20 protein-coding genes are annotated in these 24,533 nt (G+C 37.0%); 7 read left to right on the plus strand and 13 right to left on the minus strand.

Annotated elements, in window-relative coordinates:
* Nucleotides 1–528: 528 nt before the first annotated feature.
* The 4 genes from ACIQCO_RS25110 to ACIQCO_RS25125 all read right to left on the minus strand — a co-directional run bounded on the left by ACIQCO_RS25110 (nucleotide 529) and on the right by ACIQCO_RS25125 (nucleotide 2,777).
* Nucleotides 529–912 (minus strand): hypothetical protein, encoded by a 384-nt coding sequence (locus ACIQCO_RS25110; protein ID WP_400434449.1) that lies wholly within the window; start codon nucleotides 910–912, stop codon nucleotides 529–531.
* Between the two features lie 72 nt (nucleotides 913–984).
* Nucleotides 985–1,524 carry a hypothetical protein gene (locus tag ACIQCO_RS25115; RefSeq protein ID WP_400434451.1) on the minus strand — a complete coding sequence of 180 codons (540 nt, stop codon included), beginning with the start codon at nucleotides 1,522–1,524 and terminating at the stop codon, nucleotides 985–987.
* A gap of 172 nt (nucleotides 1,525–1,696) precedes the next feature.
* On the minus strand, nucleotides 1,697–2,038 hold the full coding sequence (locus ACIQCO_RS25120; protein ID WP_400434453.1) for a hypothetical protein: 342 nt from the start codon (nucleotides 2,036–2,038) through the stop codon (nucleotides 1,697–1,699).
* A gap of 118 nt (nucleotides 2,039–2,156) precedes the next feature.
* Complete coding sequence (locus ACIQCO_RS25125) at nucleotides 2,157–2,777, minus strand: hypothetical protein (protein WP_400434455.1); 621 nt, start codon at nucleotides 2,775–2,777, stop codon at nucleotides 2,157–2,159.
* Nucleotides 2,778–2,992: 215 nt separating this feature from the next.
* On the opposite strand from ACIQCO_RS25125, the gene ACIQCO_RS25130 reads away from it, so the two are divergent.
* Both ACIQCO_RS25130 and ACIQCO_RS25135 read left to right on the plus strand, forming a co-directional pair.
* The gene (locus ACIQCO_RS25130) at nucleotides 2,993–3,277 is read left to right on the plus strand and encodes a DUF4190 domain-containing protein (RefSeq protein WP_400434457.1); all 285 of its coding nucleotides are present in this window, start codon (nucleotides 2,993–2,995) and stop codon (nucleotides 3,275–3,277) included.
* A 318-nt stretch (nucleotides 3,278–3,595) separates the two neighbouring features.
* Nucleotides 3,596–4,162 carry an MOSC domain-containing protein gene (locus ACIQCO_RS25135; RefSeq protein ID WP_400434459.1) on the plus strand — a complete coding sequence of 189 codons (567 nt, stop codon included), beginning with the start codon at nucleotides 3,596–3,598 and terminating at the stop codon, nucleotides 4,160–4,162.
* Between the two features lie 886 nt (nucleotides 4,163–5,048).
* Here ACIQCO_RS25135 and ACIQCO_RS25140 read toward each other — a convergent pair.
* The 4 genes from ACIQCO_RS25140 to ACIQCO_RS25155 form a co-directional block, all read right to left on the minus strand.
* Nucleotides 5,049–5,228, minus strand: a complete 180-nt coding sequence (locus tag ACIQCO_RS25140; RefSeq protein ID WP_400434461.1) for a twin-arginine translocase TatA/TatE family subunit — start codon at nucleotides 5,226–5,228, stop codon at nucleotides 5,049–5,051.
* 69 nt (nucleotides 5,229–5,297) lie between these two features.
* Nucleotides 5,298–7,028: a metallophosphoesterase family protein gene (locus ACIQCO_RS25145; protein ID WP_400434463.1), complete on the minus strand. Its 1,731-nt coding sequence runs from the start codon at nucleotides 7,026–7,028 to the stop codon at nucleotides 5,298–5,300.
* Between the two features lie 510 nt (nucleotides 7,029–7,538).
* The gene (locus tag ACIQCO_RS25150) at nucleotides 7,539–8,330 is read right to left on the minus strand and encodes a DeoR/GlpR family DNA-binding transcription regulator (RefSeq protein WP_400434465.1); all 792 of its coding nucleotides are present in this window, start codon (nucleotides 8,328–8,330) and stop codon (nucleotides 7,539–7,541) included.
* Nucleotides 8,331–8,653: 323 nt separating this feature from the next.
* Nucleotides 8,654–9,448, minus strand: a complete 795-nt coding sequence (locus tag ACIQCO_RS25155) for a DeoR/GlpR family DNA-binding transcription regulator (protein ID WP_400434467.1) — start codon at nucleotides 9,446–9,448, stop codon at nucleotides 8,654–8,656.
* Between the two features lie 432 nt (nucleotides 9,449–9,880).
* On the opposite strand from ACIQCO_RS25155, the gene ACIQCO_RS25160 reads away from it, so the two are divergent.
* From ACIQCO_RS25160 to ACIQCO_RS25175, 4 genes are all read left to right on the plus strand, one after another.
* A complete protein-coding gene (locus tag ACIQCO_RS25160) occupies nucleotides 9,881–11,095 on the plus strand; it encodes a metallophosphoesterase family protein (protein WP_400434469.1) in 1,215 nt (404 codons plus the stop codon).
* A 49-nt stretch (nucleotides 11,096–11,144) separates the two neighbouring features.
* Complete coding sequence (gene tatA / locus ACIQCO_RS25165) at nucleotides 11,145–11,324, plus strand: twin-arginine translocase TatA/TatE family subunit (RefSeq protein ID WP_400434471.1); 180 nt, start codon at nucleotides 11,145–11,147, stop codon at nucleotides 11,322–11,324.
* Between the two features lie 71 nt (nucleotides 11,325–11,395).
* On the plus strand, nucleotides 11,396–12,148 hold the full coding sequence (gene tatC, locus ACIQCO_RS25170; protein WP_400434473.1) for a twin-arginine translocase subunit TatC: 753 nt from the start codon (nucleotides 11,396–11,398) through the stop codon (nucleotides 12,146–12,148).
* A gap of 211 nt (nucleotides 12,149–12,359) precedes the next feature.
* A complete protein-coding gene (locus ACIQCO_RS25175) occupies nucleotides 12,360–14,102 on the plus strand; it encodes an ABC transporter ATP-binding protein (RefSeq protein WP_400434475.1) in 1,743 nt (580 codons plus the stop codon).
* Between the two features lie 170 nt (nucleotides 14,103–14,272).
* Here the strand turns inward: ACIQCO_RS25175 and ACIQCO_RS25180 are convergent, their stop codons facing one another.
* Together ACIQCO_RS25180 and ACIQCO_RS25185 are read right to left on the minus strand one after the other, a co-directional pair.
* Nucleotides 14,273–15,214 carry an SRPBCC family protein gene (locus tag ACIQCO_RS25180; protein WP_400434477.1) on the minus strand — a complete coding sequence of 314 codons (942 nt, stop codon included), beginning with the start codon at nucleotides 15,212–15,214 and terminating at the stop codon, nucleotides 14,273–14,275.
* 2 nt (nucleotides 15,215–15,216) lie between these two features.
* Nucleotides 15,217–15,732, minus strand: coding sequence for a MerR family transcriptional regulator (locus tag ACIQCO_RS25185; RefSeq protein ID WP_400434479.1), 516 nt, complete (start codon nucleotides 15,730–15,732; stop codon nucleotides 15,217–15,219).
* A 314-nt stretch (nucleotides 15,733–16,046) separates the two neighbouring features.
* Here ACIQCO_RS25185 and ACIQCO_RS25190 point away from each other — a divergent pair, with 314 nt between their 5' ends.
* Nucleotides 16,047–20,153, plus strand: a complete 4,107-nt coding sequence (locus tag ACIQCO_RS25190) for a phosphodiester glycosidase family protein (protein ID WP_400434481.1) — start codon at nucleotides 16,047–16,049, stop codon at nucleotides 20,151–20,153.
* 125 nt (nucleotides 20,154–20,278) lie between these two features.
* Here ACIQCO_RS25190 and ACIQCO_RS25195 read toward each other — a convergent pair whose 3' ends face one another.
* The 3 genes from ACIQCO_RS25195 to ACIQCO_RS25205 form a co-directional block, all read right to left on the minus strand.
* On the minus strand, nucleotides 20,279–21,880 hold the full coding sequence (locus ACIQCO_RS25195) for a hypothetical protein (protein ID WP_400434483.1): 1,602 nt from the start codon (nucleotides 21,878–21,880) through the stop codon (nucleotides 20,279–20,281).
* A gap of 10 nt (nucleotides 21,881–21,890) precedes the next feature.
* On the minus strand, nucleotides 21,891–22,835 hold the full coding sequence (locus ACIQCO_RS25200; protein ID WP_400434485.1) for a hypothetical protein: 945 nt from the start codon (nucleotides 22,833–22,835) through the stop codon (nucleotides 21,891–21,893).
* A 352-nt stretch (nucleotides 22,836–23,187) separates the two neighbouring features.
* The gene (locus tag ACIQCO_RS25205) at nucleotides 23,188–24,174 is read right to left on the minus strand and encodes an acyltransferase family protein (protein ID WP_400434487.1); all 987 of its coding nucleotides are present in this window, start codon (nucleotides 24,172–24,174) and stop codon (nucleotides 23,188–23,190) included.
* Nucleotides 24,175–24,533 lie beyond the last annotated feature (359 nt).

The raw sequence follows: 24,533 nt of genomic DNA on the forward strand, positions 1-24,533 counted from the left end.
CAAAATAGCCAACAATCCGAAAAAAATTTCAGAGGGTTGGCTATTCATCGTGCGCACCGTAAGGGTGCGCTATTTTTTTATATTTCGGGCTTACAGTCGAATAAGAAAAAACGATTCGCCAATAATAACGAATCGCCCTTAGTGCAACAACTTTTTATATGAAAATATTATTATTCCGCAAATCAATGTTATGCTAATAATTGTTAATAAATAAAGATAAGGGGAAGTAACCTTACCAAAAACAACCTCATTTTGAAGGGTCTCTGCTTTTTCCCACGCACTTGTAATTTCTGTTTTGTAGTTTTTTGTTTTTATATAACTAACTAGCATCATTCCGACTATATAGACTAAATGAATAACAATTGAACAAATAAATGCTTGCAGGATTGTTTTCGTTTTAGACACCCCTCTACTTACCTATATTAAGATAAGCACCATTTATTTTTAGTCCACTATTTCACAATAGTAAATTTTATATTTATAATTTGTAAATTTTCCACAAAGGAGAATTACATAACTAATGATTATCTAGTCCTTTTTACCTTTATAGTTTGCTAACGAGTAACCAATAACCATACAAATAAATCCACCTACCCCAGTCGTAAAAAGTTCTTTTTTAAAGAAGATCAGACTTATAATCCAAAATAAAATAATTAACCATCCTAAGAAATTTATTTTGTTAGGTTTTATTCCTCTACCTCCATTAGACTCAGGTAAGTAAAAGCTAATCGCGATTAAAGAGAATCCGAATATTTGAAATAATGCGCCTTTAATAAACCAATGAAATGAGGCGTAAAAATAAACCCCTATCAAAAATAAGAGTAAGCCAATCCAAAATAATATACCTCCTATTTTCATTTTTCTTCTCCCCTCAAGAATTTGTTTATTGAGTTTTAATACAATACCACCCAATCTAAACCGCCTATGTCGTTAGTTCAAGAACCAATGAAATCCTTTGTCTAAATAAGACCTATAAACCTTTTTCTATTCTTTTATTAAATTCCCATTTTCATCATATAACTTATACTTATATTCCCCAGATTTTTGTTTAGGCAAATCAATCCACGCTACTGAACTTTCGTGTACTTTTAATTCGTTTTTAAAGACTTGGCCGTTCACGGATAATTCCACTTTTGCAATCTCATTATCTTCATTAGTCACGAACAAAAACTTTAAATTAGGTAACTCCTCACCTTTGAGATGCACCAAGAACGAAGCGAAGGACTGATTTTCCGTCTTCTCAATATGATTCCATTCATAGTTCCCTCTTTTATTCTTGGAAAACTGAATATAACCAGGATTATTATTTATTAAAAACGGAACAACCCGTTCATTTTTTATATCTTTAATTTCTACTATTGTTATAGATTGAGAGTTATATCCGTCAATTGATCTAATCACCTTTAAAATGGATTCTTCATCATTACCATACTCTCTCTTCGTTGCGTTTAATATAAATGTTATTAAAATAAGTACTATGATTACTAAAACAACATAAAGAATTTTTTTATTCTTAATGACCATAAACCAATCCCCCCTCTCCCTACGAAAGCCCTTGCAATATCCACTTATTCAACTTAACTGTCCCGTTATTTGAAGAAGAAAAGCATTGCAGTTGTTCCAGTAATGCACTCCTTTAGCTGAAGAACAACACTTCATAAACTAAGTACGATATACCTATTATTTAATGTTTGTCTTATCCTTTCTTACCTCTATATAATATTAACGTCATACCAGTAATCAGACAAATAAGTCCACCAAACCCAGTCGTAATTATAGATAGTTCATCTTTAAAAAAGTACACACTTAAACTCCAAAATATAAAAATTACCCAGCCTAAGACATTTGTTATTTTAAGTTTTATTCCTGCACCTCCATTAGACTTAGGCAGATATAAGCTAATCGCGGTTAAAAAAAGTCCTAATAATGCAATTAATGTGCCGATTATAAACCAATGAGTTGATAAAAAAGTTTGAACATATACTCCTACCATTAATAAGAGTAAGCCAACCAAAATTAATATTCTTCCTTTTTTCATTTTTCTTCCCCCTAAAGAAATTTTAATTCAATACTATCCAATATACTTAAATACCGTAATATCTTTCCGTTAGTGCAATTAGTATTATTATTTCGCCAGAAGGATATTAAAAAAGAAGTTATTTCTTATACATATCGGTCCACAAAACTCTGTATACAAGTGCAATCTCAGCATCTTCAATACCCGTGGGTAGTTCCCCCTTTTCGCTTCCAACAGAACGCAGTCCATTTTTAGTAGTTCCTAGCCATGCTGCAAAATAAATTGGTTTATTTTTCTCTAAAGTAACTTTTTCGCCTACTAGCTTAATGAAAGAAGAAGTTGTCACTTTCATTTTGGTTGGATAAATTGCTGTATTTAGCCCAGTAGGTGTACCAGCTGTCAGTTTTAAAGTATGGTCTTCATCTAAGATTTTACTTATTCCAAAAGAAATGAGGCTGTCTTTAAATTTTGCTTTCGGTTCATTCGAAGTGGCTAGCAACACTTCTTTAAGCTTTCCGTTTTCATATAACTCCACGGCAAATTGTAAATCATTATCTCCCTTCAAATCGCCTGCAAACTTAAAAAAACCAATTTCATCTACACCTGTTTTACTAATGAGCAAACTTTCTTTTTCACTCATGTTATATGGCGCAATAGTTATTTTCCCAATTGATGACGGTTTTTCTTTTTCTACACCTGTGCACCCCGTTAACAACAAGGTGAAAATTATAAACAACCAGCAGATTTTAATGTATCCCATTCTTTATCCCCCAATTAATCAATGTTCCACTAAATTATTTCAAACTATTCCAATTTTTGCAATATGTCACTCAATTAATAATTTCATTAGCCTTCGGGGTACTTTTTATTCGAAAACAAGTGTCATTAAATGTCGAACGATAGTATTTGTTAGCGAACTACCTTTGCCTGATAATATAAAGCAGAATAGGAAATTTATGAATAGGGTGAGAGTTTATGGCTGGGAATGCTCGGACAAATACGAAATCGGTAATTTCTTTAATACTTGGAATTCTTTCAATTGTAATACCTACATTTGGAATAGTCCTTGGTATTATTGGACTTGTAATATCTAGAATAGGAATAAGGGAAATTGAGAATTTAAATGAGAATGGTAGAGGACTTGCAACATCCGGATTTATTTGTAGCATTATTGGAATTGCTATTAATTTATTTTGGATTTTATTAGCTATTTGGCTTTTCTATTCTTATTCTAATCCAGGGCAGCATATCTACTCTTAAGATTGTTACAAAACAAACGAGATCAGCCTAATGTGGGGCTGATCTCTTATAGTTTATTTTAAATAAAAATCCTGATAGGCAGCGGAAAGCTCCTTGGTTGACCCATAAACCTTTGCTAGTGCTTCCACACTTCTTTTATTAAGTATATCTAACTTATGCTCAGACCTTTTATCAATATAATCAAATTTTGAAAGGTAGTTTAACATCTCTAAATATTTGTTCTTCAACTAGCCATGCAGTTAGTAGAAGAAGGAATAATTAAACCTTTATCGAATATGGACAAACAGGGAGTTTAAAAAGGGAAGGCTGTGAGGATTGATGGTTGATGAGAAAAAAGAGTGTTCAATTTTAGGAACAGTCATAGCGGTTAGTTTAAGTAAGAAGCATACGTTTAGTAAAGAAAATCAAGAGATTATAAAATTATTGAAGGGTTTTGGGGTCGAAGGCGATGCACACTTTGGTTCAACGGTTAAACATCGATCAAGAGTGGCACAAAATCCAAACCAGCCGAACCTAAGACAAGTGCATTTAATTCAAAATGAGTTATTCGAAGAGTTAGTAGACCGTTTTAATATTAAACCTGGGCAAATGGGTGAAAATATAACAACTGTCGGAATAAATCTTCTTGAATTACCTACTGACACGATATTATTTATAGGTGCGTCTGCAATTATTAAAGTAACAGGCTTACGCAATCCTTGTGCTCAAATTGATAATTTTAAACAGGGTCTTTTAAAGGCTGTTTTGGATAAGGATTCAGACGGAAATCTAATAAGTAAAGCAGGAATAATGGGAGTTATATTACAGAGTGGAGAAGTGAAACCAGGTGATACCATCCGTGTTGAATTACCTCCTAGACCATTTAAAAAGCTTGAACGTGTTTAACCAGCCTGGTGCGTATTTGTTCTGTTTTAGACAATGTTGATAGGTGACATGCTGCTGATAACCCATTTCGAGAGGACCCTCGATTCCCATGGCAAAACCCTACAATAATCATTCTTCAGCCGAGCTGTACCATTAGCTTGGCACATTTGGTGGAAAAGCGACTATAAGAAGAAAAGGGTACTCAATAAAGCTTATTGGAACCCGTTTCTACTAAATAATCTTCAAAAAGGTATCCAATTGGCGCTATTGGAACCCGTTTCTACTAAATTATCTTGTAAAAGGTATCCAATGGGCGCTATTGGAACCCGTTTCTACTATTTAATCTTGCAAAAGGTATCCAATTGGCGCTATTGGAACCCGTTCCTACTATTTAATCTTGCAAAAGGTATCCAATGGGCGCTTTTGGAACCCGTTTCTACTATTTAATCTTGCAAAAGGTATCCAATAGACGCTATTGGAACCCGTTCCTACTATTTAATCTTGCAAAAGGTATCCAATGGGCGCTATTGGAACCCGTTTCTACTATTTAATCTTCAAAAAGGTATCCAATGGGCGCTATTTGGATAAGTCGCAATTGGTGGAAATTCTGTAGCAGCCACTCCCAAAAGTGCTCCTATCGGGGAGTTTTGTTTTATTATAAAAAAGTCAGGTAACTGACCTTTGGTAGCCCCCTCTTCTTTTAGTTATTGGCTGGTTCAATAAGGTCTGTTGATTTCCGCTCCAGGCGGCTTCGCGGACCTTAGGGGTGGGCGGTGAGCCTCCTCGGCGTAAACGCCTGCGGGATCTCACCTGTCCCACTGCTCCCGCAGGAGTCTTCGCCGCCTTCCGCTCCAATCAACAGGGTGCAAATATCAATATTGTGCTTTTTAATATAGCCCGGTTTAGTTTACTTAGTTTTCTCCTTTTCTTCTTTTCCATCTGACATTAAATCCTTAGCAGAGTGTTTAAATTCTCTAAGTGTGTTACCGAAAGCACGTCCAATTTCAGGCAGCTTAGATGGACCGAATATGATTAGAGCAATGATAAGAATTAATATTAATCCTGGTACTCCGATATTTTGAAACATGGTGTTTCCTCCCTAATAAATGATTCTATTTTTATCAACAGCAAAATGTTATAGGATCTTCATTCATTTCTAGTTTTGTTTACTGCCAACGGTGAATGTTGTTGATGCAACTTCATCGTAGCCACTACCATAGAAATAAATTAATTTATACGTAGAACCTTCTTTGTATCTTCCTGGATAACTATTATTTTTTGGATTATAAGTAAATTTACAGATTCCATCTTTTACTTGAGTGTACATCCACCATATTGACGCGATTGGTCCCGGTGTTTCATTTATTTCATATAAACCGATCCAATCACTTTTTGGATTTCTAGCATTTTCTACCGTAACTTCAACCGTATCTTCTACTCCATTTAAAACATTTTTAGATAAGCTAATCGTTACTTCTTCTACTACACCGTCCAGCGTTTTCCCTAATACTTTTAAAGAGCTTTTACTTACATTTTCGTATGCATCAAGGGCATGCACTTCAATCTCGTATGTTGTGTTTGGCTTCAATTCGTCAATTTGCACTGTTAATGGATTTGGTACAGGATCTTTATAGAACTCTGAGAAAGCAAGAAATTCTTTCGCTACTTCGTTTGTTTCAACATTTCTTGCTACCACTTTATAGTCATGTACAAGAAGATTGTCTTTAGCTTGAGTAAACATTATGGCTAAACCGGTAACTGTCGTTTTTTCATTAACAACGGAAAGCATCGCATCATTTGTAAAGAAAGGTGCCTTTTTGTCTCTATCTTCTATGTATTTAAAATTATGCTTATTAGCCGGGTAGCTGATTTCGAATGGCTCACCTGTCCAGTCATCGTTATGAATATCACGGCGTTTAATAATTACTTTGTTATTATGAACCTCTACAATCAGAGCTTGATTAAGGATAGCGGCATCTTCAGGCACTTCTCCTTGGATTCTTCCGCTATCAAGCCATAAATAGGCACCTGTTGAAGTCCCAATAGAAGTAAAATCTTTTTGGTGTATAATTCTAGGGTCATCTAACGGATAGTGAGTATGACCAGAAAAAGAGATTACTTGCGGATATTTTTTCAACGTATCGTAAAAAAGATCTCTATTTTGATTGAAGCCCCATTCGCTTCCATAGATGGTTCCTTTAATAGGCTGATGATGAAAGACAAAAATCGGTTTTTTCGGATCATCATCATTTGCTAGCCTTAATTGCTCACCTAGCCATTCAATTTGTTTTACTGAGAAGGTACCCTCTGTGGTACCATCTTCAGTATAAAGAATGATAAAATGATATCCTTTGATTATCTTATGATAGTAAATGGATTCCATCCCCGTTTTCTCTAGGAAACGTTTTTGAGCATCTGCTACCGATAAGCCATTCCAATAGTCATGGTTTCCAATCGCAAACATAGAAACAGCTTGTGGCTGTTTTCTCACATTATAAGCAGACATAAACTTATCATATTCTGATGCAATTCCATAATCCGTTAAATCTCCAACTACCACAAAAGCATCTTGCTTCGGAACAACTTTATTTAACTGTTCTAGAGTAGTAACCAACTTTTCCAAAGTACCATCACTATTATAATTAATATGTACATCACTTATTACCGGAAAAACTAAATCTGGTTTATTGCCAAGTGAATGAAAAACAGAAGAGCTAGATGCTGCACTCACAGGTATACTAGTTAACGAATTTACTAGAGCTAATCCTAAAGCAGCTCCAGCAATTTTAGTTGTCCCCTCCAAAAAGGTCCGTCGATCCATCGCCTTATTTAAAAGATTATCGCGTAACGATTTTTCTGCTTCATGGTTCAATTTATCGTTTTTCATTAGTACTACTCCTCTCAGATGATAGATTAGGTAATTTCAATTTCAAGAAACAGAGCATTTAATGATGTAGAATAAAATTGTAATAATGTACCATATTCATCAAACAAAGTACCTTTAATCCCACAAATTCAAATCTTTTTACTAACGGACTGTAATTTTCACCAAGTTAGAACCGTCGTGTTTCCCACATTGAATTGGAATAAACGACAATTGATACGCACCCCCAAACAGCACGAAATGTAACATTTTCACACAAATTACCACTTACGCAAATTAATAATACTTAAAATTTATTGATTTACTGTAAATAATGTGTAAATTATTGTTGTTTTTATCGTGAATAGCACGAAATGAAACAATTACACAAATTTGCTCTTATGGTGAATTTTTGAACCTTGTCAAAAATAGTAAATAATCAATTTTTCAACTTGAAATTTAAGGAGAGATGGAGTAATAAGGTATTCAGTTAATTTTATATAAAAACCAAATAAAAAGAGGAAAAGTAGACAGTCACTTTTCCTCAAGAATTAACTTATTCACGATATCAATACCTTCTTTATTATATTTCTGTCGTATTTTTTCAGATAGCTTTGAATCAGAAATAATACGTTCAATCTTTTCAAAGTGACAGACTTTCAATAAAGATGCAACATCAAATTTGCTGCTATCCGCTAACACAATGCAGCTTTGAGAATTCTCAAGCATTTTCTTTTTCACTTGGTATTCACCTAACCCATAATCCGTCAGCCCTTCCGTTAAGGAAATACCGCTAATGCTCATAAAAAACGTATCAATGTGAAATCCTTCAAAAAATTCTTCCGCCATAGAACCTACTAGACATAATTCTTCATTTCTAAGTACTCCACCGGGCAGCAATATTGTGTAATGAGGCATTTCTGAAAGTTCATTGGCAATGATTAAGGAATTTGTTAAAATTGTTAGTCTTTGAAATCTGCTTTTTAATTCCTTCGCGAATTCGGTATTGGTTGTGCTGACATCTAAAGCAATAGATTGGCCTTCTGTAACATATTGTGCAGCAATTTTTGCTATTTCCTTTTTTTCCTCAATATTCTTGGTTTCCCGTAATGAGAAATTCATTTCTGTACTGTTAACATTATCTAAGACCGCGCCTCCACGGATCCTTCTTAAATATCCTTCTTTCTCGAGATATTCAAAATCCCTGCGGACTGTTTCAGTAGATACTCCTAACATTTTTGTGATCGAAGATACCTTTACTAATTTATTTTTTCGCAAGCATTCCATGATGTTTTCATGGCGTTCATAAGCTAACAATATTTTCACCGACTTTAGTTATTTAGTATTATTTAATTTTACTAAAATAACACAAATTTGCAAAATTTCACAACAAAACTCATAAATTTTTGTTAATTTTATGCAAATCGCCCTTAAAAGTAGATTCAAACATTCTTCAGAAAGATTATTTCTTAGTTGAAAAAACTCTATCAAGGCATGCCGAAGTTTTGTGGTAATTTGGAGTTTATCAAGCTAACTGAGTGCTTAAAGTTCACCAATTTTATCTAGGAAAATAGTCGGTACCTATCGGGGCGTGACAGGCACCGGGATTAACGAAGTAATTTAACAATAGAGTCAATTCATAAGAGGGACTAATTCATGTCACCTGCTTTAATCCATTTTAGATTTCTAATCATAGCGTCTTTAGACCAATCAGCGGGCATTTCTTGATCTGTAATAACACAATCAATTGATGAGAATGACCCTATATGAAAAAGAGCCTGCTGATTAATTTTGGAAGAATCAGTTACAACATAAACATTTCTTGATCTTTTCATCATAATGGTAGATGCAGTTGCTTCATCTATATTGAAATCGCATATTCCATCTTTGCTAATTCCTCCACATGAAATAAACGCTTTATCAAAATAAAACTGTTCTAATAACTGATTGGTTAATGGTCCACTGATTGAACGTTGCAGTGGATTAGTTGTTCCTCCAAGTACGATTACTTTGCCATCAAATAGTTGGCTTTCTAATCGATTATTTAAGATTTCAGCTGCTGCTAATGAGTTGGTCACAATCGTGATATTTTTTACATGATTAATTGAACTTGCAATATGTAAGGTTGTTGATCCTACATCTAGAGCAATCGTTTCTCCATCCATAATGAAAGTTGCCGCAGCTTCCCCTATCATTTTCTTTTGATTATGAGAGAGGCCGATTTTTTTATTAAAATGAGGTTCTTTAATAAAACCAAAAGATCGAATAGCCCCACCGTGAATTCTGCGTAATTTCTTTTTCTCCTCAAGCGCGCTTAAATCTTTTCGAATCGTTTCTGGTGTTACGTTTAATTTTATTGCTAAATCCATTACATTAATTTTATTTTTTATATCAAGCTCTCTAATTATTACTCTATACCTTTCTGTCATTAAATCCTTATTCATACTATCCTCCTAATGCCTCGATCATTTGAATTTGGTTTTATTTAAACCAATTATAAGAACTGAATATAACAAAATGCCTAAGAATATATTAAGTTTTGTAAATTAATCAAAAATAGAAAATAAAACAAAATCAAAAAGCATCTTTTTCATCTATCTTTTCTACTATAAATAATCTGAATATTTTACTTAGAAAGGCTATTTGTGTCGTTTTCTTTGGCTTATTGTTTTCTGTTTTCTCTTTGTTTTCTTTACTTACCTTCCTAGCATAATTAATAATCTATCAATATTTTTGTTCTACGATGGAATAGTAGATTACGGGGACAATTGCGGCAGTTCTGCTTGTACACGAAACTGTATAATGCTTTTTCCCCTATTTTTACTCTTTTCGATTGCTAGGCTCTATTATTTTTTAAAAATTTGGAGGTAATTTTTATGAGTAATCAGGATCTAAACAAAGGGTTAGACAGAAGGAGTTTTATGAAAATAGGAGGCATGAGTACGCTTGCGTTAACACTTGCGTCTACTGGATTGCCGGGAGATTTATTTACTAAAAATGTACATGCTGAAAAATTAGAAAATCCTAAGCTGCAATTTAACTCCGATGGAAAGTATAAAGTTGTACAATTTAACGACACTCAAGATGATGAACGAATTGATCGCAGGACACTTGAACTTATGGAGAAAGTTCTTGACTCAGAGAAGCCGGATTTTGTTGTTCTTAACGGTGACAATATTACAAGTGGCTGTGATAACGAATTAGAGATGAAACAAGCATTAAATAATCTTGCTCAACCAATGGAACAAAGAGGTGTCAAATGGGCAGTTACATTTGGAAATCATGATGAAGATTCTTCACCCCAAAGTGGAATGTATGAGAATGACATGCTGAAGTTCTATATGAATTACAAATATAATATGAATGAACTTGGAGAAAAAGGCCTAACCGGAACAGGTAACATGAACCTTTTAATAAAAAATTCTAAAGGCAATAATGCCGCATTCAACCTTTGGCTTCTTGATAGTGGAAGATATGCACCAGCACAAATTGCCGGACAGGATTTTAAAGGGTACCCTACTTGGGACTGGCTTCGTTTTAATCAAGTTAATTGGTATTATGAGCAATCCAAAAAGCTTGAGAATCAATACGGTTTTAAAGTGCCTTCACTTGTATTCATTCATATCCCTCTATGGGAACATCGTTTTATGTGGTATGGAAGTGTTGATAGTAGAACAAAAGCTAACCATGATCTAGCAATGACAAAACATAATATAGTAGGAGAAAGAAATGAAGACGAATGTCCGGGACCGGTTAACGGCGGTTTGTTTTCAGCCATGTTAGACAGAGGGGACGTTAAGGGCGTTTTCTGCGGACATGATCATGTAAATACCTACTGTGGCAACTATTATGGAATTTTGCTTGGATATTCTGGCAGCACAGGTTTTGGAACGTACGGTCTTTCTGGAGCCGATCGAAACAGACTTCGTGGGGCGAGAGTATTCAATTTAGATGAAAATAAAGAAGGTGTTCTTGTAGAAACCCATATGGTTTTCGCTAAGGACTATGGAATTGATTTAACAGCGAACGATCAAAGTATGGATCCTTTACCATTAAATAATGGAAAAAAGGAAAAAGCGGTGAAAGGATAAATGTTGTTTATCTTATCCGTATCCATAATTTAAATAGGGAGGGAACAACATGTTACAAAATATAGGAATACCAGGGCTAATTTTAATATTAATTATTGCTCTTATCATATTTGGGCCATCTAAGTTACCTGAAATTGGGCGTGCATTTGGTAATACATTAAGAGAATTTAAAAGCTCAGCAAAGGATATTATGTCAGAGGAAAAAGAAGATCGTGGTGATTCTAAGTAAAAGTGTCGAAGATGTAAGTTCAAAGCTTACATCTTCCTCTTATTTCTAAAAGGAAAAAGGGAGAGCCTAATATGAAAAATCAAGAGTTAACGATTGTTTATCACCTTGGGGAATTAAGAAAGCGAATAATCATTACATTACTCACTTTTATCGTTTTTTTATTTGGATCATTCATTTTTGTGCAGGAAATCTATGATTGGCTTATTCGTGATCTTAATCGTGAGTTAGCAGTATTAGGACCAACTGAAATCCTTAGTATATATTTTATGATTTCAGGTGTGAGTGCGTTCGCACTTACCATCCCGATTGCTGCGCATCAAACGTGGTTATTTGTAAAACCAGGACTAACGAAAAAAGAACGAAAAATAACATTAGCCTACATTCCAGGATTTTTTGCTTTGTTTCTAACAGGGCTTTCATTCGGTTATTTTGTCGTGTATCCAATGGTTCTTAACTTTTTATTATCCTTATCTAAAGGCCAGTTTGAAACCATCTTTACGGCCGAAAAGTATTTTAAATTCATCATAAACTTAACACTGCCGCTTGGATTGGTGTTTGAAATACCGCTCATTGCTATGTTCCTTACCTCAATTGGTGTCATTAATCCAATGCTTTTATCTAAAGCTAGAAAAATATCTTACTTTTTACTAACCATTCTAGCTGCTGTCATAACTCCACCTGACTTTATGTCACAAATATTAGTTCTCGTACCACTATTGGTTTTATATGAATTTAGTGTTACATTGTCTAAAATCGTTTATCGAAAAAAAAGCAAAAAGCAACAATTAGATAATAATATTATTCCAATGAAAAAAACGTCATAAACAAATAAGAAAAATTACTGAGATATGCTGTTCACACCAACATAAAATCGTTTACAATGGAAGTATTAACCAACAAGGAGGCCAAATACATGAAAAGCATGATGAATCAAACCGTACAAACATATAAGGGTGGAACACTTTCTTAAATGTAAACGGTGTACCCCCTTATAAGTGTTTATTTTATTTCAATAACACGAAAAAGGGGTAAATTATGCGTTTTCCAGTAAAAAAATTTTTCTCATATTATAAACCGTATTTAAGTTTGTTTCTTTCGGTATTGGCATGTGCCTTTATTGTATCTGTTTTGACTTTGGTATTTCCGTTGCTCGTTCGCTATATTACGAAAGATGTTCTTGAAGGAGACTTGTCCACTGCGCTAAGCGAAGTGTATTGGATTGGCGGGCTAATGCTTGTTTTAGTAGCGATCCAGAATATCGGGAACTACTTTGTAGACTACAAAGGACATGAAATCGGAGCTCGTATGGAAAGGGATTTGCGCAGCGAGCTGTTCGCGCATATGCAAAAGCTTTCCTTTAGATTTTACGATAAGGAAAAGACAGGTCAGCTCATGTCGCGATTAACAAACGACTTGCTACAGCTTTCTGAGCTGTACCATCACGGTCCAGAAGACTACCTTAAATATCTCATCCGATTTATTGGAGCGTTTATCATTTTGTTCTTTATTAACGCTCCATTAACTATCGCCGTTTTCTGTTTTTTACCATTCTTAGGTGTCTTCTCCTTGTATTTTAATAAGATGCTGAACAGAGCACTAAGAAGAAATAAAGAGCGCATCGCGGACGTAAACGCACAGGTAGAAGATAGTCTATCGGGAATCCGCGTCGTTAAATCGTTTACGAACGAACTCATAGAGATCGATAAGTTTAACCGAGAAAATAATCGTTTCCTTGATAGCCGAAAGAATACCTACAAAGCTGAAGCGTACTTTTTCAATGGTGTTGAAACGTTTATTCAACTGATTACGATTACGGTGATCATCTTCGGCAGTGCTAGTATCGTCAACCAAACATTAGATTTAGCTGATTTGATCACTTTTTTATTGTATATCGGCTTTATGGTGGAACCGATTCAACGGATAACCCAAATGAGCACATTGTTCCAAGAAGGAATTACGGGCTTTCAGCGCTTTATGGAAATCATGAATCTGAAACCGGCAATCGATAACAAATCGAATGCCATGATCATGCCAAAGGTACTGGGTGAAATTGCGTTTCAGCAAGTTTCCTTCCGCTATGAAGACCATTTAGACGATGTCTTCGTAAATTTGTCACTTACTATACAACCTGGAGAGTACGTTGCGTTAGTGGGTCCGTCTGGTGCGGGAAAAACAACATTATGCTCGCTCATCCCCCGCTTTTATGATGTAACAGATGGGGACGTGTTACTAGATGGAATCAACGTCCGTGATATCGACCTACAGTCATTAAGAAAAACAATCGGAATTGTACAGCAAGATGTCTACCTCTTTGCGGGAACGGTGATGGAAAATATCCGCTATGGAAATCCAGCAGCGAGCGATGAAGAAATTATTGTGGCAGCAAAGCACGCCAATGCCCATGATTTTATCATGAGCTTGCCAAACGGGTACGACTCCGAGATAGGACAACGAGGTGTCAAACTGTCTGGGGGGCAAAAGCAGCGACTAAGTATCGCCCGCGTATTCTTAAAGAATCCACCTGTTCTTATTTTAGATGAAGCAACGAGTGCACTAGATAACGAGAGTGAAAGCATTGTCAAAGAATCACTAGAAATGTTAGCAAAAGGACGTACAACCATCGTCATTGCCCATCGCCTTTCCACGATCCGCAGTGCAGAACGAATTGTCGTATTAACGGAGGACGGTATTGTTGAACAAGGCTCGCACAATGAGTTACTAGCACGCGATGGAGCGTATGCACATCTATATTCAAAGCAATTTGAATTACAAATATAAGTCATAATAAAAAATCGGCTCGCTCCTTAAAAAAGGGGAGAGCCAATTTTATCTTTATTCAACAATCTGGCCCTTAACCTAAAGAAAGATCACAACTCTTGCTGTAGAATTGCGCCCTTTAGCTGAATAAGTAAAATTTCTATGTTAGCGCCTATTTTAATAAAATTAAATTAGTGTTGCAATCCGTTAACCATTTTAGTCAATTCCCCCTCAAGTCGATCAAAGTTCTGTTCATTGGCTTCGTAACAGAAACTTCTCACTTTTTCGCATTGATTAACTGATTTGTGGAGCATTTGCCATATAAGTTCGGTTTTGCCTTCTTTCTCAGCAAATGTAATGGTTAATAAAAATTCATGGATTGGCCCCAGATGGTGGATAACAATCTTTTCAGGTTCAATTATTTCGGAAAAGATGGATTTATTCTCATAATCTACACCATTGGGTCCATGCATAATGAAACGCCAAATACCGTTTGGTCGCATATCGAACTCATGAAACGTATTAGTAAAGCCCTTGGGTCCCCACCATTTTTCCAAATGATTCGGGTCACTGAATGCTTTGAACATGATTTCACGTGGCACATTGAAGATACGTTTGTTGACAATCTCGCGATCAGAGATTGGCTCAGGAGAGTTAATAATCTTCGATACCCCAGAGGATACTCTTAACTCTTGATTATTTTTCAACTGTTCACCAAGCTGATCCAGCAAAATACTTGTCCCGTGCTCACGAACTGCAGCTGTATCATGGCCGTCTAGGAATGCGCCTTGCTCGGTAAAAATCAAGTGTGTTCCTTCATCAATTTGTTTAAACTCGACCGTAGCTACAGAAACGGAAATCCGCGTTTCATCGAGATCCATGGTGTAAGAATAGACAATACGGTGGTCAGGAATGATCTCCTGATAGTGAGCCTTAAATGTGTAAACAGGACCTCCTGGAGGGCCGCCATGATTTATCTCTTGTCCACCCACTCGAAAATCAAACTCATCCGCTTCAGTGAACCATTTTGCTTTAAGCTCTGGGGCCGCCCATGCAGCGAATACCACTTCAGGTGTGAAATTATACACCTTTTCAATAACAAAGGTATCGTGTGTTGCAAAGTGTTTTTTCATTCTCACTTCCTCCTTTTTTGGTGGGACGGATGATTAGAAAGGAATTCGCCAAGTCGATCAAATTGGCGCTCCATATTCTTTTGGCGCCCGTAAAAATAATTTTCATGACTTTTTTTCATCATTCCAATTGAATTTGTAAAATCTTGAACCGTCAATGTCTCTTTCGTTTGCAAAATCTCAGATACATTTTGTAAATCTTTTAACAGCTTCTGTTGAACTCTTATATTTTCTCTTAAACGTTCTATTTGAAGAGTCACCACTTCAATAGGGTTATACGTATCGTCGGCCAGGATCGATTTAATTTCCTCTAGCGTTAATCCTAAATCTTTTAGACTAAGAATTTGCTGTAACCGCGAAAGATCTGTGGCGTTATATAGGCGATATCCTGATTCTGAATAGCCTGACGGTGAGAACAATTTAATTTGGTCATAATACCGCAAGGTCCGAATCGTTAAACCTGTTAACTTTGCAAGTTCCCCTGTCTTCCATTTCTTCTTACCTGAAACTAAAATAACCACCCCCTTATTTCGCGAAGATTTTTACCGGTATCTTCACTATAAACCGTTACGTCACGTAAGAGTCAAGGGAAAATTATTTTTTTTGAATCATGAGAAAATCTTTATCCTACCTCGATAGCTTAAGTGTTTTCACGGTCGCTTTTACCTCTAGGAGCACTTCATTTTACCTATGACATTCACCCTATTTAATTCTGAATATTCTTAACCTAAAATTAATAATAGGTTAACATTCTTACAATATTATGGAATCAACGTCGGTAATTGGAATAACGGGTAACAATTTGCCGATGTTACTAAAATTTTGGGAGGTACATATGAGGAGAAATTGGAAAAAAAGGCTCTTACCGATCACCCTGTCAATTGCAATAGCAAGTAGTATGATTTCCCCTAGTCTTACATCAGCTTTGGGGGGCTTTAACTTAAGTTCACCCTTAATCCAAACACCCATCAATGAATATCGAGCCAGTCTTGCTCCAGGTGTATTGGAAAAGCACTACAGCTTTGAAGGAAAAGACGGTAAAAAGATTGAGAGTTTTGTAGTCGATGTGGATGTACATAATCCTAATGTATCTATTGAAGCAGGTACACCCAATGACGGAACAGCATTTGGCCTGCAGCCTGTTAGACAGCAAGCCAGCGCAGCAAATAGCGAAAATCATCAAGTAGTAGCCGCCGTGAATGCCGATTTTTATAATATGGCCACAGGTGAACCACTCGGCATCGTTTATAAAGATGGACAAGCAGTGAAAGCTCAGAATGCAGCAGCACATAAATTCTTCGGTATCAAAAAATCCGGCGAAGCTGTCATTGGTGACGCAACTGTATATGAAGGAATGAAAGATCAATTGCAAGAAGCGCTGGGCGGAAATGCCATCCTCGTAAAAAATGGCCAAATCTATCAAACTCCACAAACAGGAGCTGATAAAGAACCCCGTACAGCAGTTGGAATTAAAGCAGATGGCGATGTATTTTTTGTCGTTGTCGACGGAAGACAGGAGCCATATTCAAGCGGAATCTCCATGCCTGATTTAGCACAACTAATGATAGATTTAGGGGCAGTAACTGCACTTAACCTTGATGGCGGCGGGTCCTCTACCTTCACCACCCGGGAATTGGGCGGCGATAAACTTGAAGTAGACAATCAACCTTCTGACCGTACTGAAAGAAGTGTAGCCAACTCTTGGCTAATTGTCTCAAAAGCACCATCCGATCATCTTTTCGATTCGGCTCATATTGAACCATATGACCAATCCTTTACACCGGGTTCAACGGTTGTCTTCACTGCTAAGGGAAGAGACAAATCGATGGCTTCAGCTGCTTTGCCAGCATCCGGTCTAACATGGAAATTGTCGGATGAATCGTTCGGCACCATCAATGGAAATGGAAAGTTTTTATCAAATGGGAAAACAGGTCAGTTAGAAATCATCTTGAATGATCAAGGAAATGAGGTTGGAAAAAGTATCATCGAAATTGCCCAGCCTGATGAGATGCATTTTACCGGAGCGGAGCTAACCGCAGCTAAAAACAGTGAGACCGATTTAAACTTAATCACAAAATTTCAAAAGAGAAATGTACACTGGAACGCTCAAGATATCGAGTTTGACATCCCTGAAGGAATGGGCTCCATTGATGAATCTGGTATGCTCCGTACTGGAGACAAAACGGTATCAGGGAATATCACGGCTCGCCTGAAGGGCACAAGCCTTACAGCACAAATCAAAGTTTCTGTTGGAAAACTTCCTGAAGTCTTATTTGATTTTGAAGCAGGGCTCGGTGGCTGGAAATCATCCGTTGTCGGCCGTGGTGAAAAAGCAGCACTTATCTTAGCGGAATATCCGGCACCAGTCAGATTTGGCAACCAGTCATTAAAACTGGATTTTGATTTAACGAGCGCACAAACAGGAACCACCCTCGGGGCCTATGCAGGGCCTGGGTCGGACATCGCGATTCCGGACAATCCCTCAAGCATTGGAATGTGGGTGTACGGAACTCCGGAAGCACAAGGTTATTGGCTGAGAATGAACATAGTTGACGGAAACGGCAAAATTCAAACGATTAATCTCACTCAAGAAATACCAGGGATCGATTGGACGGGCTGGAAATACATCGAGGCAGAAATACCAGCTTCCTTTACTGGCCCGTTCAAATTATCGGGGACACAAGCAATAAGATTAATGTCGACGAAATCAGGAATCACCGGACCGATGACAAAAGGCGCTATCTATATTGACAATATTCGTGCCGTATATGGCGAAAAAGTCGATGACTTATATCCACCGGTGATTCAATCGATTAACATTGACGGGAAAGATTTCACGACAAATGCGGTCGACCTGAAAGCAAGCGTGAATGAATATGAAGACGACCCTTTTAAAACGGGAATTGATTGGGAAAAAATTAGAATTTTCGTAGATGGCAAAGACTACTCCAAGTCAGAAGGTCATTATTCATTTGATATGGATGGAACCGTCTCATTAAGCGGGTTAAAATGGGCGGATGGAACACATCAGGTAACGCTCATGGTCCCTGATAAATTCGGAAACCAAGCCATTAAATCGGTCTATTTTACGGTAAACACAGGTTCTACAAAGATTGAATTAGTCAAAAAACAAGAACAAGCTTTGCTGGGCGATGTACTTGACCTAGTAGTGAAAGTTACTAATCCATCTGAGATCTCAGGCTCTACTCTTAAACTGCAAGTAGATAAAAACTTCCCAGTGGAAGATGTTACTTTTTCAAATGGGTTTAGTACAAGTACCTCAAGCTATGATGCCAAAACTGGAATTCTAACATTGAATCTAGTGAATAGCGGCGAAACGGCAGCCACCTCTGATGCTGCAACGATTCAGATTCAAATTCCTGAATCGACAAAAGAAGGCAGCAAGGTAACGTATGAAATGGTGGAAGCTAGTTTAATCTACTCGATGCCAAAAGAAGAAAACTTCGTTTCAACGTATTCAATGAAACCATCCAGTGTTGAAGTAAATGGTGCTTTTAATTTAACGGTAGAGCCAATTTTAATTGGAAAGCCAGCTGTTATGACAGTGAAAACAACTAAAAATGAAGTAATGAGTGAAGCGGAAATTTTTGCCGTCATAGATGGCAGCAATGCCCCCGTTCTCCTAGGAAAAACAGATGTAAAAGGAACTCTTCGCGTCGATAGCATCACAAATGAAGTGAAGAAAATCGCTTTATATGCTGTCAAGGATGGGAAGTATTCGTTTAAAGTGAACACCCAGACCTATCCGCCGCTTGCTGCTGCGACTGAAATAAAAAACATTATTTCTACACCAACAGGTGATCCTTATAAAGAAAAAGCTTTCACCTGGATGTCGAGCCCTTTAGCGAAAGATAAGGCTGTTATTCAATTTGCACGAAAAAAGGATTTTGACAAAAAAGGTGAGAAGCAACTAGAAACAATCACTGGATCATCCAGTAATCAAGTCTTCTCCGGTGAGCAAGATCCCGTGAAAAATGGAATCGTCCGCGTAAATGAAGTAAGTGTAAAGAAATTACAGCAAGGGACAACCTATGTGTATCGAGTTGGAGATGGAGAGATATGGTCAGAGCTGCAAGAGTTCACCACATTAAGCAGAAAGCAGAGCTTTGAATTTGCCGTTTTAGGTGACACGCAATCGCCTGCTGATTTAAGTGACTTTACGAAAATACTTGGGGATCTCGATAAAAAAGACTTATCGTTCATGATCCATGTCGGCGATTTGGTTGATGAAGCCGCAAAATTCAAACAATGGGATGATACCTTAAAAATCCTAAGCCAATACAATAACATCCGGTCTACCGATCTTGTTGCAGCCCTGGGAAATCATGAATACATGGGGGATGCGAATGGTCAGCTGGCAAAAGCCATCTTTAACTCGCCTAAAAATGGACCTGAGGCAGACAAAGGCGGGACCTATTCGGTTGATTACAATAACATGCACATTAGCGTATTAGGCTATACAGATAATACCGTTGTTCTGAACAAGCAGTTGGAATGGCTGAAACAGGATGTTAAACATTCCAGCAAGCCTTGGAAAATCCTTGTGACACACAAACCACCTTATTTCACAAATCCGTTTGGCGGGAATGAAATCATGAAACAAAAACTGCCGCCAGTCGTCGATGAACTAGGGATTGATATCGTGTTCTCCGGCCATGATCATTCCTACGGCAGAACAAAAAAGATTAAAGGCGGAAAAGAAGATCCGCACGGAACGGTCTACGTGGTCGCCGGGACAACCGGTAAAAAACACTATGATGCTGTGGCAGATGAAAAATTTGACTTTGTCAACATGGAAAACATCGCCGTTTCCTTACAAGCCAAAGTGGACAAAGATCAAATCACCATCACAACTATTACATCTGACGGTGAAACCATTGATCAATTTACGGTTAAAAATCTAGATTATCATGAAGAGTAGAAAATAAAAAAAGTGCCGGTTCCACCTAAATTATGGGTGGATTCCGGCATTTTTTTTATTGTAATCTTGTCTCTATTATTGGTATTGTATGCACAATTAAGATAAAGTGCGTGAATAGCCCAAAGTTATTTCAGCATCAGTTTTATCATCTGTAACAATTTTTCCAGAATCGCTAGCAGCTTCTCTTTTACAGCTTTAGTAGATTCGTTAGCTGCTTTTTCTGTTACAACTTTTGTAGATTCGTCTGTTGCTTCTTTTGTTACAGCTTTAGTAGATTCGTCTGTTGCTTCTTCTGTTACAGCTTCAGTAGATTCGTCTGTTGCTTCTTCTGTTACAGCTTCAGTAGATTCGTTAGCTGCTTCTTCTGTTACAGCTTCAGTAGATTCGTTAGCTGCTTCTTCTGTTACAGCTTCAGTAGATTCGTTAGCTGCTTCTTCTGTTTCAACTTTAGTAGCTTCGTCAGTTGCTTCTTCTGTTACAACTTCAGTAGATTCTTCAGTAGATTCGTCAGCTGCTTCTTCTGTTTCAACTTCAGTAGATTCGTCAGCTGCTTCTTCTGTTTCAACTTTAGTAGATTCTTCTGTTGCAACTTCAGTTGTTTCTTCTGTTGTTTTATCTTCAGCTACTACATCTTCGGAAACAGCATCTTCAGAATCTTTCGCACCAGCTAGTACAGCTGAGTTTGCTGCAGCGTGTGCTTTAGCAGTGTCGCTTGCATGTTTGCTCGCTTGAGATTTTGCTTTGTTAGCAGCAGAAGGATTAACCTTAGCTTCTTTCTCAGTGTGTTCTTTAGTTAACTCCGCTTCTTCTTCATCTTTTGTTTTCACAATAGTTTCGTGATCATGAGCAGCTTTCTTAGAATCAGAATCATGGTCATCATCTTGACCCTGATCATCTTCATCCTCTGTTTTCACTATAGCCACATGATGATGAGCGGCTTTCTTAGAATCAGAATCATGGTCATCATCTTCACCTTGATCATCTTCATCCTCTGGTTTTACTGCTGAATCGGAATCATGATCTTTCATTTTTTCATCCTTTTCAACATCCGCTTCATCTTCTGTCTTTTCAGCATGCTTGTGATGAACCTCTTTTGATGGAGAAACGGTATCAGTACTTTGATTTTCTGTTGTTACGTCTGTATTAACATCTGGTTCTTGAACTGGAACTTCCTCTTTAACCGCCTCTTCAGCTGGAACTTCCTTTACCGGCTTTTCAACTTTTCCAGCCTTTCCATGAACGGCTGAGTTTGGTGCAGCATGCATTTTTGCCGATTCACTGGCATGTACACTTGCTTGAGATTTGTTAACCTTTTCAGCTTTTTCAGCCTTGCCGTGAACGGCTGAGTTTGGTGCAGCATGCATTTTTGCCGATTCACTAGCATGCACACTTGCTTGCGATTTGTTCACTTTTTCAGCTTTATGGTGTTCGTTTTGTTCGTTTTCGGCTTTAGGTTGTGCCTTTACTGTTGGGCTCGCAGGCTTTCCAAATTTTGAATAAGATTCATGCTTTTCTCTCTCATGACCTTTTTCCTTATTTTCGTATTTTACATGAACAGAGTGCTCCCCTTTTGCCTTATCAGGGCCAGCAGCTTCCGTAAAATGTCCCCCTGCAAAAATTCCAAAAGATACAGCTCCAGCTAATACAAACGATTTAACAACTTTATTAGGATTAAGATAATGATTCATTTTTAATTCGCTCCTTTTATTTTCCTGTTTCCGTGGCATTTAGCTGCGGTTAACGGTTTATAATAAAGGAGCTTTCTTTCGGCGGTTGTGAAGGTGGAGCATTTACCCATTGATTATTCATAAGTTTATCCCGAGAAAAGTAAGCCTGGACAAGATTGATTTCATTGTATTTATTCCATTCAAACCACTTCTCCAAGAAGCTTACTGTCTGGAAACCCTGGCTGACTCGATCATTTGATTGACCACCAGGACTGTTTAAACGTTGGGTCGGGTTAATAACCTGATCGACGATTGGGATCTCTTCCTTACTGGAAGGGACATTTCCCTTTTGTGGCAGCACTGGTAAAGAAGGTTCAAAATGTTCAACCTTTTTTGGTGCTGATAGATCTGAGCCTTTTGCTTTTGGTTCAAAGCTAGTAACCAATCTCGTCGATTTAGATTTATTTTTTACAGTGTTTCCATCGTTAAGCTCGGCTTTATTTTTAACAGTGATATCAGAGGGGTGTTCGACTTTTTCTTTTACTGCAATATTAGAGGAACGCTTGTCCCTATCCTTAAGCTTATGCTTTCCCTGCCCTCTTATATCATCCCTGACAGCTTCGCTTTTCTCCTGACCAGAAGCCTTAACGGTGTTCTCAGTCTTGTTTATTTTAGATAGACCGTATCCGTTTCCTTTTGCCTGCTCCGGCAAAGTCTTCGGATCTTTAGCAGCTGACTTTTTGGAAGTACCTTGGTTCGCAGCATGATTGGAAGCCTGCTGTTTTACACCATTCTGTTTTTTACTAGCCTGTTCAGGCATCACCACAGTTTTTTCCCTTGGCTTCGCGTTTTCAGCTTTTGCCGGAACGTCAGCCTGTTTAGCTGTGTTCCCCGATTTTTCTGAAGAATTCTTCACTTGAACATGTTCCTTGTGGAAATTCTGCTGTCCACCATGTCCATTCTTTTCGGCAAAGGTGTTATTTGGTAAAAACAGGGCTGCTCCGACCATAAGCACTGGTATAAGAAAATGGCGGAAGTGCAACATCTCACCCCCTTTCATTAATCGTCATGTTCACGAACAAAATTCGTGATAATGAAACATTTTTTGACCATTTTCTTCACGAATATAAAGAAACAATTCTTTTCACCTATGATTCCATGATTCATATTACCCTTAGTTTTGGAGTATTTTGGCGATTCAGAACTATCTTAACTACAGGACAAAACACTCAATGCTGCCATCAAGGCAGCATTTTTATTATTCGATCCCGTTTCATTCAATTGCACAAAAAGACCCTGTAGAGTAATTTTTTATTATAGTGCTACTCTACAGGGGACAGTTTACAGTTCCCACTCTCTCTTTCCAGTTATATTCTTAATTCAATCAATGGACGAGTATATTTTTGGATGAAATAATTTCCTAATAATATACAAAGGCCTAAAGAAAAAACAATTAGGGTTAAGTATTGATTAGATAATCCATCTAATATATCGTCAGAGACGATTGCTTGGATCGATTTAATAATAAATCCGTGTAAAAGATATACATATAAGGTCCGTTGACCAATTATCGTCATTTTAAATCGATTTGACGGGACAATGGCCAAAAACCCGTAAATAACTATTACTGTTACAAAATATTGGGAGGCACGAATGAAACCATCCGTCAATCCCTTCGTACCTAAATCAGCATATGGTGTATCACCAAGCAGCCATGGTATGGCATCCTTTGGAAAGCATGTTCCAAATATCAAAATTGTCATAAGGAGAACTGCGTATCCAATGAATGTTGAATATTTTACTTTCTTAACCCATTTTAAATGCTTGGAATCTAATAAGAATCCTAATAGAAAATAGGGGAAAAATACAAAAGTTCTTGATAATGATAAATAACTACCCACATGATCGACATAACCAATTCCAATGCCAACTCCAACTGCTATAAGTAATCCAACCCATTTTAGCCTTGCAAATACATGAAGGAGAATATTCCAACAGAACAGGCTCAATAAAAACCATAAGGTCCAGTGTGGCTGTAAAAGGTCAATTTTAAGTGTAGATTCTTCTCCGACCAAATAATAAAAAATCGAATAGACTATTTGAAAAATGATGTATGGTAATAAAATCTTCTTTACGGTTTTTAAGAAATAACCTTCCTTATGAAATCCCTTTGAAAAATATCCAGAAATAAGTATAAAGGCTGGCATATGGAAAAGGAATACGACCGAATATAGAGTGAAAAGAATGTTATTGTTACCTTTTAAAGGACTGATAACATGTCCGAAAACGACTAAAAATATCAAAATGAATTTTGCGTTGTCAAAGTAAAGACTCCTTTTTTTAGAGGAATCCATAATTGAACACCTCCAAAAATTTCTTAATCCTTGTTTTTTAAATCTTAAAAAAACCATATATGGGTATTACTCTTACCTACCACCTTACAAGGAAAAATAAACTCTTATAGTGGATTTATGTGAAAAAGCATATTAACTCCTCTTTAAACTTACTATTTGGATGTTACAAAACTATGAAATAAAGGTTAAGAAACCTTAATAAATAATTTGGAGAAGACCAAGGTACTGGGACGAGGTGCCTGTCCAAGACTACTGAAAAAGTGATTGCTTTAAGAAAGTGATGGATATTTTAACAATATATATAACAAAAAAAGAAGTTAGCCACCTATATACAGCAGGTGATTAACTTCTTCTCATTT

Source organism: Neobacillus sp. NPDC093127, from assembly GCF_044754175.1.
Classification (GTDB): Bacteria; Bacillota; Bacilli; order Bacillales; family Cytobacillaceae; genus Neobacillus.

Excerpts from the sequence above, each read along its gene's own strand:
- ACIQCO_RS25130 (WP_400434457.1), top strand. The coding sequence starts at position 2,993 with ATGGCTGGGAATGCTCGGACAAATACGAAATCGGTAATTTCTTTAATA.
- tatA (WP_400434471.1), top strand. The coding sequence starts at position 11,145 with ATGTTACAAAATATAGGAATACCAGGGCTAATTTTAATATTAATTATT.
- ACIQCO_RS25125 (WP_400434455.1), bottom strand. The coding sequence starts at position 2,777 with ATGGGATACATTAAAATCTGCTGGTTGTTTATAATTTTCACCTTGTTG.
- ACIQCO_RS25175 (WP_400434475.1), top strand. The coding sequence starts at position 12,360 with ATGCGTTTTCCAGTAAAAAAATTTTTCTCATATTATAAACCGTATTTA.
- ACIQCO_RS25155 (WP_400434467.1), bottom strand. The coding sequence starts at position 9,448 with ATGAATAAGGATTTAATGACAGAAAGGTATAGAGTAATAATTAGAGAG.
- ACIQCO_RS25190 (WP_400434481.1), top strand. The coding sequence starts at position 16,047 with ATGAGGAGAAATTGGAAAAAAAGGCTCTTACCGATCACCCTGTCAATT.
- ACIQCO_RS25195 (WP_400434483.1), bottom strand. The coding sequence starts at position 21,880 with ATGCCACGGAAACAGGAAAATAAAAGGAGCGAATTAAAAATGAATCAT.
- ACIQCO_RS25145 (WP_400434463.1), bottom strand. The coding sequence starts at position 7,028 with ATGAAAAACGATAAATTGAACCATGAAGCAGAAAAATCGTTACGCGAT.
- ACIQCO_RS25115 (WP_400434451.1), bottom strand. The coding sequence starts at position 1,524 with ATGGTCATTAAGAATAAAAAAATTCTTTATGTTGTTTTAGTAATCATA.
- ACIQCO_RS25140 (WP_400434461.1), bottom strand. The coding sequence starts at position 5,228 with ATGTTTCAAAATATCGGAGTACCAGGATTAATATTAATTCTTATCATT.
- ACIQCO_RS25120 (WP_400434453.1), bottom strand. The coding sequence starts at position 2,038 with ATGAAAAAAGGAAGAATATTAATTTTGGTTGGCTTACTCTTATTAATG.
- ACIQCO_RS25135 (WP_400434459.1), top strand. The coding sequence starts at position 3,596 with ATGGTTGATGAGAAAAAAGAGTGTTCAATTTTAGGAACAGTCATAGCG.
- ACIQCO_RS25180 (WP_400434477.1), bottom strand. The coding sequence starts at position 15,214 with ATGAAAAAACACTTTGCAACACACGATACCTTTGTTATTGAAAAGGTG.
- tatC (WP_400434473.1), top strand. The coding sequence starts at position 11,396 with ATGAAAAATCAAGAGTTAACGATTGTTTATCACCTTGGGGAATTAAGA.
- ACIQCO_RS25160 (WP_400434469.1), top strand. The coding sequence starts at position 9,881 with ATGAGTAATCAGGATCTAAACAAAGGGTTAGACAGAAGGAGTTTTATG.
- ACIQCO_RS25205 (WP_400434487.1), bottom strand. The coding sequence starts at position 24,174 with ATGGATTCCTCTAAAAAAAGGAGTCTTTACTTTGACAACGCAAAATTC.